This is a genomic window from Bacillus sp. AFS002410, from assembly GCF_002556365.1.
Taxonomy (GTDB): Bacteria; Bacillota; Bacilli; order Bacillales; family Bacillaceae_G; genus Gottfriedia.
Genome location: NZ_NUEU01000001.1, coordinates 234,328 through 248,472 on the forward strand (window position 1 = coordinate 234,328; position 14,145 = coordinate 248,472).

14 protein-coding genes are annotated in these 14,145 nt (G+C 32.7%); 10 read left to right on the plus strand and 4 right to left on the minus strand.

All coding sequences use genetic code 11. The features are described from left to right. The first annotated feature begins 42 nt into the window (after positions 1-42). Together CN692_RS01050 and CN692_RS01055 are read left to right on the plus strand one after the other, a co-directional pair. Positions 43-1,461: a sigma-54 interaction domain-containing protein gene (locus CN692_RS01050; protein ID WP_098117155.1), complete on the plus strand. Its 1,419-nt coding sequence runs from the start codon at positions 43-45 to the stop codon at positions 1,459-1,461. Between the two features lie 51 nt (positions 1,462-1,512). Further along, positions 1,513-2,703 carry an acetyl-CoA C-acetyltransferase gene (locus CN692_RS01055; RefSeq protein WP_098117156.1) on the plus strand — a complete coding sequence of 397 codons (1,191 nt, stop codon included), beginning with the start codon at positions 1,513-1,515 and terminating at the stop codon, positions 2,701-2,703. 46 nt (positions 2,704-2,749) lie between these two features. On the opposite strand, the gene CN692_RS01060 is transcribed toward CN692_RS01055, so the two are convergent. The 3 genes from CN692_RS01060 to CN692_RS01070 form a co-directional block, all read right to left on the minus strand. Continuing rightward, a complete protein-coding gene (locus CN692_RS01060; protein ID WP_098117157.1) occupies positions 2,750-3,910 on the minus strand; it encodes a phosphoglycerate dehydrogenase in 1,161 nt (386 codons plus the stop codon). Then, positions 3,907-5,001 (minus strand): 3-phosphoserine/phosphohydroxythreonine transaminase, encoded by a 1,095-nt coding sequence (serC, locus tag CN692_RS01065; RefSeq protein WP_098117158.1) that lies wholly within the window; start codon positions 4,999-5,001, stop codon positions 3,907-3,909. Before serC ends, CN692_RS01060 begins: the two co-directional genes overlap by 4 nt. Positions 5,002-5,384: 383 nt before the next feature. After that, entirely contained in the window at positions 5,385-6,317 is a 933-nt protein-coding gene (locus tag CN692_RS01070) for an aminoglycoside phosphotransferase family protein (protein WP_179874348.1), read from the minus strand. Positions 6,318-6,570: 253 nt separating this feature from the next. Here CN692_RS01070 and CN692_RS01075 point away from each other — a divergent pair, with 253 nt between their 5' ends. The 8 genes from CN692_RS01075 to CN692_RS01110 all read left to right on the plus strand — a co-directional run bounded on the left by CN692_RS01075 (position 6,571) and on the right by CN692_RS01110 (position 12,937). Then, positions 6,571-6,987 (plus strand): MerR family transcriptional regulator, encoded by a 417-nt coding sequence (locus CN692_RS01075; RefSeq protein ID WP_098117160.1) that lies wholly within the window; start codon positions 6,571-6,573, stop codon positions 6,985-6,987. A gap of 164 nt (positions 6,988-7,151) precedes the next feature. Next, a complete protein-coding gene (locus tag CN692_RS01080) occupies positions 7,152-8,465 on the plus strand; it encodes a hemolysin family protein (RefSeq protein WP_098117161.1) in 1,314 nt (437 codons plus the stop codon). Positions 8,466-8,868: 403 nt separating this feature from the next. Continuing rightward, positions 8,869-9,732, plus strand: coding sequence for a hemolysin family protein (locus tag CN692_RS01085; protein ID WP_142317477.1), 864 nt, complete (start codon positions 8,869-8,871; stop codon positions 9,730-9,732). A gap of 282 nt (positions 9,733-10,014) precedes the next feature. Further along, positions 10,015-10,812: an amino acid ABC transporter substrate-binding protein gene (locus tag CN692_RS01090; RefSeq protein ID WP_373604982.1), complete on the plus strand. Its 798-nt coding sequence runs from the start codon at positions 10,015-10,017 to the stop codon at positions 10,810-10,812. Continuing rightward, the gene (locus CN692_RS01095; RefSeq protein ID WP_098117164.1) at positions 10,799-11,494 is read left to right on the plus strand and encodes an amino acid ABC transporter permease; all 696 of its coding nucleotides are present in this window, start codon (positions 10,799-10,801) and stop codon (positions 11,492-11,494) included. Before CN692_RS01090 ends, CN692_RS01095 begins: the two co-directional genes overlap by 14 nt. Before the next feature lie 14 nt (positions 11,495-11,508). Further along, positions 11,509-12,243 (plus strand): amino acid ABC transporter ATP-binding protein, encoded by a 735-nt coding sequence (locus tag CN692_RS01100; RefSeq protein ID WP_098117165.1) that lies wholly within the window; start codon positions 11,509-11,511, stop codon positions 12,241-12,243. Positions 12,244-12,416: 173 nt separating this feature from the next. Further along, complete coding sequence (locus CN692_RS01105) at positions 12,417-12,611, plus strand: alpha/beta-type small acid-soluble spore protein (protein WP_056472044.1); 195 nt, start codon at positions 12,417-12,419, stop codon at positions 12,609-12,611. A gap of 74 nt (positions 12,612-12,685) precedes the next feature. Next, the gene (locus tag CN692_RS01110) at positions 12,686-12,937 is read left to right on the plus strand and encodes a hypothetical protein (RefSeq protein WP_098117166.1); all 252 of its coding nucleotides are present in this window, start codon (positions 12,686-12,688) and stop codon (positions 12,935-12,937) included. A 35-nt stretch (positions 12,938-12,972) separates the two neighbouring features. Here CN692_RS01110 and CN692_RS01115 read toward each other — a convergent pair whose 3' ends face one another. Further along, positions 12,973-14,070, minus strand: coding sequence for an ABC transporter ATP-binding protein (locus CN692_RS01115; protein WP_098117167.1), 1,098 nt, complete (start codon positions 14,068-14,070; stop codon positions 12,973-12,975). Positions 14,071-14,145 lie beyond the last annotated feature (75 nt).

Below are 14,145 nucleotides of genomic sequence, written 5' to 3' on the forward strand. Positions count from 1 at the left end.
TTTTCGCTTTACCTGTATCCTACTTTTAAAGTGAGGTATCGTATGAATAGTATGTTAGAAAGACTTCCGTTTGAATGGATACAAGAGATTATTAATCTAGCAACTGAATGGATTGTCGTAGTTAATCGTGATGGCAGAATTTTATATATGAATGAATCGTATTGTGAGTTTGTTGGACGTTCTGCAGATGAAGTAATTGGAATGGCGGTCCATGAAGTTATTGAAAACTCAAGAATGCATATTGTAGCTAAAACTGGTCAAGCAGAGGTTGCTGAAATACATCCAATAAAAAACACAGAGATGGTAGCAAATCGATATCCGCTTTATGTAGGGGACGAATTAGTAGGTGCAGTTGGAACAGTTATGTTTAGGAATGCACAAGAGTGGGTTGAGTATTCTAAAAAAGTAGAACCAATAGTAGAGGAATTAAATTATTATAAAAAGAAATTTGAAAAAGAGTTAAGTAGTAAATACAACTTCAATCAATTAATTGGTGAAACTCCTGTTTTCAACGCTGCAAAAAATTTGGCAGGGCAAGTATCTGCAAGTTCATCAGCCATTTTACTTTTTGGAGAATCAGGTACAGGTAAAGAATTATTTGCACATGCAATTCACGATGCAAGTCCAAGAAGGAATTTTCCGTTTGTACGAGTAAACTGTGCTTCAATTCCAGAGCATTTACTAGAATCAGAGCTCTTTGGTTATGAAGAAGGTGCATTTACAGGTGCAAAAAGAGGTGGGAAAAAAGGAAAATTTGAGATAGCAAATCGAGGAACGATTTTTCTAGACGAGATTGGTGATATGTCATTGCATATGCAAAGTAAATTACTTAGAGTACTTCAAGAAAGAGAAATAGAAAGAGTTGGTGGAAGTTCTCCAATCTCCATTGATGTACGAGTGATTGCTGCTACTCATCGAGATCTTGAAAAGATGGTCGTTTTAAAGGAATTTCGTCAGGATTTGTATTACCGCTTAAATGTAATTAAAATAGATATCCCTCCACTTAGATCACGGATAAATGATTTACCTCTCATTGCAAATTCATTAATAAAAAAACTCGAAAGGAAATTTCATAGAAACGGTATTCAAATTTCAAATGAAGTTTTTCAAATTCTTAAGTCACATCATTGGCCAGGAAATATTCGAGAACTAGAAAATGTACTTGAGAGATGCATAAATGTCCTAAATGGTAAAGTGATTACACCAAAGCAATTACCTCTTTATTTATACGATAATCCGATCAATCAAAAAAAACCATTTACTGTAGAAAAAAATACATCCCAATTCATTTATCAAAATTCCATAAAATCGCTAAAAGAAATGATTGAAGAGACCGAAAAGGATGCTATTAAAAGAGCGCTAGTTGAATCTCAAGGTAATAAGATTGAAGCTGCGAAATTATTAGAAATAAGTAAGTCAACTTTTTATGAAAAATGTAAAGCTTATCACATTAAAAATTAATTTGTTAAAGGTGGTTTGGTTCAAAAGGATAAAATAAAAGGGGGAAATAAAATGCGTGAGAATGTTGTAATCGTTAGCGCTGTTAGAACTGCAATTGGAAATTTTAGTGGTACATTGAAAGATGTAAGTGCAGTAGAACTAGGTGCTAAAGTGATTAAAGAAGCGATTTATAGAGCGGGTATACAAGAGAGTCAGGTTGATGAAGTAATCATGGGAAATGTCCTACAGGCTGGTTTAGGCCAAAATCCAGCAAGGCAGGCAGCTTTAAAGGCTGGACTACCAAATACTGTCTCTGCAATGACAATAAATAAGGTTTGTGGTTCAGGTTTAAAATCAGTCCATTTGGCTACTCAAGCGATTTTAGCAGGAGATGCTGATATTATCGTTGCTGGCGGTATGGAGAACATGAGTCAAGCTCCATATCTGCTAAAAGGTGCAAGAGATGGCTATAGAATGGGTAATCAGAAAATTGTTGATAGTATGATTGCAGACGGACTTTGGTGCGCATTTAATGACTATCACATGGGAAACACAGCTGAAAACTTAGCGGTTCGCTATGAAGTTTCTAGAGAAAAGCAAGATGAGTTTTCGGTAAATAGTCAACAAAAAGCTGAAATGGCAATTAAGGCTGGTAAATTTGAAGATGAAATTGTTGCAATTGAAATACCACAACGAAAGAAGGATCCAATCATTTTTAAAGAAGATGAGTATCCTAAATTTGGTGCAACAGTAGAGAAAATTTCAACATTAAGACCGGCTTTCGATAAAAATGGAACAGTTACAGCGGCAAATGCTTCTGGAATAAATGATGGCGCAGCTGCTGTTATATTGATGAGTGAAAGTAAAGCAAGAGAACTTGGTATTAAACCGTTAGTAAAAATTAATGCAAATAGTAGTGCAGGTGTTGATCCTAGTATTATGGGAATTGGAGCAGCCTTTGCAGCTAAAAAAGCAATTGAAAAATCATCAATCGAATTAAGTGATATTGGCTTAATTGAAGCAAACGAAGCATTTGCAGTGCAATCGCTTTCTGTGTTGAAGGAATGCGGATTTGATGACACGATTGTCAATGTGAATGGTGGAGCGATTGCATTAGGTCATCCAATTGGTGCAAGTGGAACTAGAATACTAGTTACATTGATTCATGAGATGAAGAGAAGAGAAACACAATATGGTCTTGCAACACTATGCATTGGTGGCGGAGAAGGTGTTGCTACAATTATTGAAAATTGCTTCGAATAAATAAAAAGCGGTAGGGCAAAATTTGCTCCTACCGTTTTATTTCTATTTAGATGATTCTTACCGAAATAACGCCCTCAATTTCTTTTAATAATTGTTCGACTGGTTCATTGAATGTATCATCAAGGTCAATCATCGTATACGCAAAAGCACCTTTACTTCGGTTAAGCATGTCGGCGATGTTCACATGATATTTTGCGAGTAATCCAGTAATTTGTCCGACCATATTTGGAATGTTTTTATGTGCAATCGTAATTCGTTTCTTCCCTGTATAAGGTAATTCCACATTTGGGAAGTTAACTGAATTCTTTATGTTACCTGTTTCTAAATAATTTTTTAGTTGTTTTGCAGCCATACGCGCACAGTTCTCTTCTGATTCAGCTGTTGATGCTCCTAAATGAGGGATTGGTATGACATTTTTCATACCGATTACTTTTCCATTTGGGAAATCAGTTACATAAACTCCAACAGTACCATTATTTAGCGCATATTCGATCGCAGTATCTTCCACTAATTCAGAACGTGAAAAGTTAAGTATTTTCACTCCTTTTTTTACGACTGATAACAGTTTTTCATTTACAAATTCTTTTGTTTCAGCTGTAAGTGGAACATGAATTGTTATATAATCACATGTTGAAAAAATTTGCTCCAAATTATCAATTCGCTGTACATTTCTAGATAATCGCCAAGCTGTTTCAACAGAAATATAAGGGTCATAACCATATACTTCCATATCTAATGCAAGAGCATCATTTGCCACAAGTGCGCCAATTGCTCCCAAACCAATAATCCCTAATTTCTTACCTGCGATTTCTGCTCCAGCAAATTCTTTTTTACCAGCTTCTACAATTTTGGAAACATTTTCTTCACCAAATAAAGATCGAGTCCATTCAATCCCTTCAATAATTCGGCGAGAAGAAAGAAATAAACTTGTCAAAACTAGTTCTTTAACTGCATTTGCATTTGCACCAGGCGTATTAAATACGACAATTCCTCTTGAAGTACATTCATCTATTGGAATATTATTTACGCCAGCTCCAGCCCTTGCGATTGCCTTTACACTATTTGGAATGCTCATCTCATGCATACTATGGCTTCTTAATAAAATTCCATCAGGTTCATTTAAATTATTGTTAATCGTATAATGATCTAAAGGAAATTCTTTAATACCATGCTCAGAAATATTATTCAATGTTTGAATTTTTATCATCTTACAATCTCCTCTACAATTTTCTTTTCAAAGCGGCTCATAAACTGAACTAATTTCTCAACACCTTCTAAAGGCATCGCATTATAAATACTAGCTCGCATACCTCCTACTGATCGATGACCTTCAAGATTCACAAAACCAGCTGAATTTGCCTCAGCAAGAAATTGTTTATTTAACTCATCAGTAGTTGAAGTAAATGGGATATTCATAAGTGATCTGCTCTCTTTTTCAATTGGAGAAGAGAACAAGTCAGATTGATCGATAAAATCATATAATAATTGAGCTTTTAACAGGTTGTTTTGATGAATACTATTTAATCCGCCAGATTCTTGTATCCATTCTAAAACTAACATCGCTACATAAATGCTGAAAGTCGGTGGTGTGTTATAAAGTGAAGATGCTTCCGCATGTGTTTTATAGTCGAGCATTGTTGGACAAAGTCTATCAGCATGACCAATTAGATCATCTCGAATAATAACAATCGTTAATCCTGCAGGGCCGATGTTCTTTTGTGCACCCGCATAGATTAAACCGAATTTAGAGACATCAATTGGTTCGGAAAGTATATTTGAAGAAAAATCTGCAACTAGTGGAGAAATTGTTTTAGGGTAAGTAGTGTATTTTGTCCCTTCAATTGTGTTATTCGATGTAATATGTACATAGTCATATGGTTCGTTTAAATCTAAAGCTTCTAAATTAGGAATATATGAAAAATTTTTATCCTCAGAAGAACCGATCACTTCAACTTCACCATATTTCTTTGCCTCAGAGATTGCTTTCTTAGACCAAGAACCCGTATTGATAAAAGCAGCCTTTTTATACTTTTTCAATAAGTTTAGTGGAACCATTGAGAACTGAGTCGAAGCTCCACCTTGCAAAAATAAAACTTTATAATTTGCTGGAATTTCTAAAACTTCACGTAATAAGTTTTCACAGTTTTTAATAATTCCTTCAAATTCAGCAGAACGATGGCTCATTTCCATAACAGACATTCCAGAATTTCCAAAAGAAACAAGCTCTTTTTGTACTTTTTCTAATACTGGAAGGGGTAAGACAGAGGGACCAGCAGAGAAATTAAAGACACGTTCCATAACAATCATCCTCACTTCTTATTTTTTTAATATTCTAACTTTAAACTACCGTAATACGTTGGTCAATAAAGAATGAAATAAAATCACAAAATTTTCACAAATAGTATAAGTCTTATATGAAATAATCAGTTTGAGTAGGTTAAATTTTAAGTGTGATGAAAGGAGCGCTATTGAACGGAGGAAGTAAATAGTTAATATATATGTATGCTAAATAAAAAATAAGTCGTGATATACGAACACTAAGTGAACTTTATTGATAAAGTAATCATTTTTGTTGATATAATAATAAAATTTGTTGATATAATGGGGAAATTTGTTGATAAAACGATTAGTGGCCATGGCAGAGTAGTACAAAAATCTTTTTAAACGAAATGAGAGTAGCCTTATCGATAAAGGCTACTCTTTTCGCTGTACCAACCTGGAATAGATTGATTAAAATTCCTATGATCATCTAATATCATTCGAACTCTTTTCCACATTGAATCAATTAAATGAGGTGTTGTCTTATAAGACCAAATAATATCCGACGGAATAATCATTGCAGCATAGAGTGCGTACAAAGTCCAAAAATCATCAGGGGGATTGTTCGAGAAATACCCATCAATTTGTCCAATTGCAAACGGAGTGCTTATATCTTTTGTAAATAAAGCAACCTTGTGAAAATCATGATAAGGATCTCCCCATTCAAATCGATCAAAATCAATAACCGCTTTTAGCTGCCCATCTTTAAAAAGTAAATTTGCTGGATGAAAATCATCATGTAAAAAAGTAATAGGTCTATTTTTTAATAAGTGTCTGTTTTCCTGAACAAAGGAGAGAACAAAATCGAGTTCCGGAAATGAAATAGTAGATTCCTTCAGTAAATAGACGTATCGATTGAATTTAGCAAGTCGCGTATCTTCCCAAGATTGATTTTGACTTGGATTTGTTAATGAATGAATTTTAAGTAATTCTTTTCCAGATTGGTAACCTAATTGATACTGTTGTTCCTTAGGAATTGTTTGTAAATATTCCTCACCATCAAATCCATCAACAGACTCGACAGCGTGTATTGTGAGAGCTTCCTCACTTAACTCAATTAAGTGAATCGGTTTAGGAATAATTGATCCAATTTCATAAAAGTTCTCTAAATATGTATTAAGCAATTTAACATGACTAGTACGTTCAAAATCATAAATTTTGATAAACAACTCTTCACCTAAATCACTTTTAACCTTCCACTTCTCTTCAAATGAAAATCCTTTTTTTACTTGCGAAATAGAAACAGCAGACTGCAAAAATGGAACCTTTTGTATTATGCGATCATTTAATTTCAAAATTACACCTCCAGTTTTTATAAATTACAAGAAAATGCTTTAAATTCACTGTATTTTTACTTTGTTAATGGGAAATACGGGGAAGCTGAGACCCCGAAGAGGAAATCATCAAACGAATTTTCTTTAAAGACAACAAAGATCACTCATAAACCAATAATAATATGTATTTTTATCCTTTTTTTCGTCGAACTGTAACGTTTGACTGTATACTTTCTAAATTATATAATAGTAATACTATTTAAAATGGGGAGGGTTGTCACTTGGGATCGAGTATCGCATTGGGGAGTTAGCTGAAATAGCTCAAGTTTCAAAAAGAACAATTGATTATTATACAAAGTTAGGGTTACTTGAAGCAAAACGATCTGTATCAAATTATCGATATTATTCCACAGAGGCAATTGAGACTCTCAGATTTATTGAACATTGTAAGAAAATGAGAATATCCTTAGAAGAGATAAAAGATTTATTGCAAACTAATTATAATCAAAAAAATTGTGTTTTTGAACAAATTCAACAAATATCAAATCAAATTATTGAGCTTGAAGTTAAATTAGCTCAGTTAGTTCCTGTTATTTCGGGTATGAATGAATGTGAAAAAAATGCTTTAGTAGATTCTTTGTCACATCATACATCACCGTTATTTCAGACATTAAAGCATTTTGTAAAATAACGACTAAATTAATATTAAAACTTAACAATTTATTAAAGCTATAAAATAAGTATGTTTTACTAAATTATGGTAATCTATTAAGTAAGTAAAATAATATTTTTATATTTTTGTAGATTGAAAATCTCAGGAGGTGAATACTCGAGTATTAAAACTCGAGTTCGTCATTGGACATAGTTAACTTGTTTATGATTGCAGTATTAATCGCACTTACAGCTTTTTTCGTCGCAGCAGAGTTTGCGATCGTGAAAGTTAGATCAAGTCGAATTGATCAACTAGTAGCTGAAAAAAAGCGAGGTGCAGTAGCTGCTAAAAAGGTTACGACGAGTTTGGATGAATATTTATCAGCTTGTCAATTAGGTATTACGGTTACAGCTTTAGGATTAGGTTATTTAGGTGAGCCAACGTTTAAGCATCTTATATACCCAGTAGTAGAATTTCTTGGATTAAACGGGACAATTGCTTCAACAATTTCGTTTATTCTAGCTTTTTCATTTATGACATTTATTCACGTTGTAATTGGTGAGCTAGCTCCAAAAACGGTTGCTATTCAAAAAGCTGAATCACTCACACTAATACTTTCTACTCCACTTATTGTTTTCTATAAAATAGCTTATCCATTTATTTGGGTATTAAATGGTTCTGCAAGATTTTTTACAGGATTATTTGGTATTAAGCCAGCATCAGAATCAGAAGAAGTTCATACTGAGGAAGAATTACGAATTATTTTATCAGAAAGCTTTGAAAGCGGAGAAATTAATCAAGCTGAGTATAAATATTTAAATAATATTTTTGAGTTCGATAACCGACTTGCAAAAGAAATTATGGTCCCTCGTACTGAAATTATCGGTTTATATGCGGAAGACCCAATTGAAGAACAAATTGAAATAATTAAAAATGAAAAATATACACGTTACCCGGTTTTTGGTGAGGATAAAGATGATATTTTAGGCATGGTAAATGTTAAAGACTTTTTTATCCGTTATCTTGATGGTGAGGTTGAAAAATCATATGATTTCGCTAACTACACCCGACCAGTAATTCAGGTAATTGAAACGATCGCAATTCACGATTTATTATTGTTAATGCAAAAGAAACGTATTCCGCTTGCAATATTGTATGATGAATATGGCGGAACTGCTGGATTATTAACAATGGAAGATATACTTGAAGAGATTGTTGGAGAAATTCGTGACGAATATGATGATGATGAAAAGCCTGCTGTTCAACATATTTCAGACTCTCATAAAATTGTAGACGGAAAAGTGTTAATCACTGAAATTAATGACTTATTCGGACTATACGTAGAAGAAGATGATGTTGACACAATTGGTGGCTGGATTTTAACTCAAAACCACGATATTCAACAAGGTGAATCGATCATATTTGAGGACTTTGAATTTAAAGTTGTTGAATTAGATTCACATCAAGTAAAACTTGTTGAAATAAAAAAAAATGAATTTATAGAAGCAGTAAAATAATAATATCAATAAAAAAAGAAGGATAAAGAGTTAACTCTTTATACCTTCTTTTTTTTAGTTAAGGTACATTGTACAATGTTTCACAAAACGTTAACATATTACTAAACCAGTTGGTCTATATTTAGTATAAAATAAGGGTGTAAAGTTGATTTGTGCAGAAGTACTATTTCTTTCTAAGTTACAAGGAGAGAACCTTCTAGTTATAGTTGGATTTTAACTATTTCAATCAGCTTATTTTTTAATCGTTTCGTACAATACCTCATTTTTCCCCCCCTCTTCTTATTTTAAGAAAGAGGCTTTTTTTTTGCATAAAATTTCCTGTTTTGAATACATATTAAATAAATATTTGTAAAGGATTGTCGATAGTTAATGTTTAAAATCTTTAATTAGGGATGTGAAGTGCTTGTCTGATGCTCCCTCGGGTAAAGGAATATTGAATTTTTTTAACTTAATCGAACGGTTATTTTTTAGTAGTAATAATCAGAATGCTCAACTGCAAAATCACGATCCGAGCTTTTTGATTAACAACGATGGTGAACAGTCTAATTTGTACGAAGATGAATTATTTTTAAGAACAATTACATTTAAAGAAAAAAAAGTAAGCGACATTTTAACACCTCGAACAAATGTTGTTGCGATTGACATAAATGAATCTTTAGATGTAGTGTATGGAATATTTTTACAAGAAAGATACTCGAGAATTCCAGTATATGATCACGATATTGATCACATTATAGGTGTTATTTCTGAAAGAGAATTTTTAACTCAATTAATTCAACATCAAACTGCTAAAATTAATGAACTGATTAGAGAACCAATATTTGTTATGGAAACAATGAAAATTTCAATGGTATTAAAAATTCTTCAAAAACAAAACGCACATATAGCTATTGTTGTTGATGAGTTTGGAGGTACTTCAGGAATCGTGACAATGGAAGACATAATCGAAGAGCTAGTTGGTGAAATAAGGGATGAGTTCGACGATTTAGATGATGATTTTTTCCAAATAAATGAGAATGAATACCAATTCCAAGCCTCGATTGAATTATCCAGTTTTTTTCAAAGGTTTAAAATTAAAAAACCTACCAGTCGATATTTAACATTAGGTGGCTGGTTATTTGAAAGTTTTAAACACATTCCCCAAAATGGAGAATTACTCCAATATAAAAACTTAACCTTCACAATTCAAGAAGTTCAAAATAGAAGAATTCAAAGTGTAATTGTAAAAGTAAATAATACAAATTTACAAAGTAAACTCGGTTCTTAAGAGAACCGAGTTTTTTGCGGGTTTGCAATAAATTGTGTAAAACTCTGTGAAAACAATAGAAGAGTATCAACTCAATACAACTTACAAAAAGATTGAATATTAGCAATTCCCTGTTCTTATGATTAAATATTTGATCACAAAAAAAGAATTAAAAAGATAAAAAGAAAAATAATAAAAATATGAGATTTTTTTGTTGTAATTTTTTAATACATGCAATATATTTAAGACACACAATTCAAAACAAACAATTCCGATAAGGTTAAGGGAGATTAAAGAATGAATATTAAGAAAATTGGTTTAACATTAGGTTCGTTAGTTTTAGCAGCAGGTTTTATGGCAGGCTGTAATTCAAATAAAAATGAAAATACTGCAAAAGGAAAAGATTTATTAACTCAAGTAAAAGATAGTGGAGAGTTAAAAATTGGTACTGAAGGTACATATGCACCATTCACGTTCCATGATAAATCTGGTAAATTAACAGGTTTCGATGTTGATTTATCGAATGAAGTTGCTAAACGTTTAGGCGTAAAACCAAAATTTTATGAAACACAATGGGATGCAATGTTTGCAGGATTAGATGCAAAACGTTTTGACATCATTGCAAATGAAGTTGGTATTAGAGCAGATCGTGAGAAGAAATATTATTTCTCTGATCCATATATTACTTCTTCAGGTGCATTAGTTGTAAAATCAGATTCAAAAATTAACTCATTTGATGGCATTAAAGGAAAAAATGCTGCTCAATCTTTAACTAGTAACTACGGGGATTTAGCTAAAAAATATGGAGCTAAATTAGTTGGAGTTGAAGGATTTAGCCAAGCGATTCAATTAATTGAATCTGGCCGTGCTGATGCAACAATCAACGATAAGTTATCAATTCAAAATTATTTAAAAGAAACTGGTGACAACAAAGTTAAAATTGCTGCTCTAGAAAATGATGCTTCAAACAGTGGATTTATGTTCCGTAAAGACGATGAATCATTAGTAAAGGCAGTTAACAAAGCAATAGAAGATATGAAAAAAGACGGAAAGTATGATGAAATAGTTACAAAATGGTTCGGTAAAGATGGACTTAAATAATATACTCAGCCCAGAGTGGATTGACAATTTAACCATTGCGAAGGATTCTTTCCTTCCAATGGTTAAAACTGCTTTAATCGGTACTATTCCATTAACAATTATTACTTTCATAGTAGGTATAATATTAGCATTTATTACCGCACTTTTCCGTCTATCAGGTAATAAATTCTTAAATGGTTTAGCGAGATTTTATGTTTCCATTATTAGAGGAACGCCTCTATTAGTTCAATTATTTATTATTTTTTATGGATTACCTACTCTACATGTAACAATTTCACCTTATATTTCTGCAATTATTGGTTTTTCATTAAGTGTTGGGGCATATGCTTCTGAAATTATAAGAGGATCAATTCAGTCTATTGATAAAGGCCAATGGGAAGCTGCTTATTCAATAGGCATGACATATAATCAAACGTTGAAACGTATTATTATTCCTCAGGCTGCGAGAGTTTCATTACCACCATTATCAAATACTTTTATTAGTTTAGTAAAAGACACGTCTTTGGCCTCATTAATATTAGTAACTGAGATGTTTAGAACAGCTCAGGAAATAGCTGCAACTAACTATAAATTTTTAGTTGTTTATACAGAAGCTGCAATAATCTATTGGATCGTATGCTTCTTCCTTTCAGTCATTCAAGGTCGATTAGAAGCTCGAGTTGAACGCTATGTTGCTAAGTAATGGAGGAAGAGTAGATGATAAAACTAGAAAATATTAAAAAAAGCTTTGGAGAACTAGAAGTATTAAAAGATGTTAGCTTAAATGTAGAAAAAGGTACGGTTACGGCAATTATTGGTCCTTCTGGATCTGGAAAAACTACATTTTTAAGATGTATAAATGTTTTAGAGCATCCAACTGATGGGAAAATCACAATTGACGACCAGTCAATTGACTTTTCGAATAAAGTGACTAAAAAAGAAATTATCTCATTAAGAAGTAAAACAGGTATGGTTTTTCAACAACATCATTTATTCCCACATTTAACAGCGTTGGAAAACGTAATGGAAGGGCTAGTAACGGTACAAAAAGTAAAAAGAGATGTAGCGAAAAAGAAAGCTGTTGATTTACTTACAAAAGTGGGTTTAGAAGAAAAAATCAATCTATTACCACATCAGCTTTCAGGTGGTCAACAGCAACGAGTAGGTATAGCTAGAGCATTAGCTCTAGAGCCAACAGTTATCTTGTTTGATGAACCAACTTCAGCGCTTGATCCTGAGCTTGTACAAGAAGTATTGAAAGTAATGAAGGAATTAGCTGAAGATGGTATGACAATGATCGTAGTTACGCATGAAATGAAATTTGCTCGTAATGTTGCAGATGAAGTTATTTTTATGGACGGTGGATACATTATTGAGCAAGGTCATCCAAGTGATGTATTAGAAAATCCTAAGCATGCAAGAACAAAACAATTTTTACAATTAATACAGTAATCCAAGAATTAAGAGAAACCCAGCACTAGAGCGCCTTCTAGTGCTTTTTTTTATGTAAAAAAGCCGATAAAGAAATAAAAAAATTTTTTCCAAAATTTACATTAGCTAAACATACATATGTTAATCGATTAGAGTCATACTATCATTACACTTACATAAGGAGGTGAGACAACATGGCAAACAACAACAGCTTAGTAGTAAATGGTGCACAACAAGCATTAGATTCTATGAAGTATGAAATCGCTTCTGAGTTTGGAGTAACTTTAGGTCCTGATTCTACAGCTCGTGCTAACGGTTCTGTAGGAGGAGAAATCACTAAACGTTTAGTTCAAATGGCTGAGCAAAGCTTAGGTGGTTATTCAAAATAATATCTATGGCTAATAAGGATGGAGATTAATCTCCATCCTTTCTTAATGAAGAGTACATAATAGGAGTGTTAATAATGGATGGTATTTGTCCACTATGCAATGGGATCGAGCAATATAAATTAAAATGTCCTATTTGTGAAAATCATTGTGAAGATAAAGGAAGAGCAGTTGATTATGAAGATAAATACAGTCCATATTTAGATTATGATATTTCAGCAAAATCTGATGGATTAACTGAACAAAATTCAAATCAGTATTGTACACATATGTTTAATTGTCCAGATTGTAATGAGGGCTTTTTAAAAATTATTGAGAAAATAAAATAACGCAGTACCNNGGTACTGCGTTATTTTATTTATTTTTAACGAATACGTGATTCAGTTTCTTTATCAAAGAAATGAACTTTGTTCATGTCTACAGCTAATTTAATCACTTGACCATGTGTAAATGTTGAACGTGCATCTAATCTTGCTACTATAGTATGGCCTTCATAGTTAGTGTAAAGCATTGATTCAGCTCCTAGAAGCTCAGCTACTTCAATTTTTAAATCAAGAACTGTACCTTGAGATGCTTCGATAAACACTGGCTCATCATGTAAATCTTCTGGACGTACACCTAAAGTAACTTCTTTTCCAATATATCCATTATCGCGTAATGTTTTCATTTTTCCTTCAGGTATAGCAATTTTTTTGCTTCCTAAGTTAAAGTGACCATCTTCAACTTTACCAGAAACAAAGTTCATTGCAGGTGAACCGATGAATCCACCAACGAATACGTTTTCAGGACGATCGTAAACTTCTTTAGGCGTACCAACTTGTTGAATAATACCATCTTTCATTACAACTAAGCGCGTAGCCATTGTCATTGCTTCAGTTTGATCATGTGTTACATAGATAGTAGTTGTTTGTAGACGTTGATGTAATTTAGAAATCTCAGAACGCATCGCAACACGTAATTTAGCATCTAAGTTAGATAATGGCTCATCCATTAAGAATACTTTTGCATCACGTACAATAGCACGTCCTAGAGCAACACGTTGACGTTGTCCACCAGATAGTGCTTTTGGTTTACGACTTAAATATTCTTCAAGTCCTAAAATTCGAGCAGCATCTTTTACGCGTCTATCGATTTCAGCTTTATCAAATTTACGTAATTTTAATCCGAAAGCCATGTTGTCATATACAGTCATATGCGGATAAAGCGCATAGTTTTGGAATACCATTGCAATGTCACGATCTTTTGGTTGAACGTCATTTACACGAAGCCCATCAATAAAGAAATCACCTTTTGAAATATCTTCTAAACCAGCAATCATACGAAGTGTTGTTGATTTACCACATCCTGACGGACCTACGAATACGATAAATTCTTTATCTTCAATATGAAGATTAAAATCTTTTACAGCCGTTACGTTATTGTCATAAATTTTATAAATATGATCTAATTTTAATTCTGCCATTGATATTACCTCCAAATAGTTGTAATCGGTTTCATTAACTAAATTGTAAACATTTAAACATTTTCCAACAATGGC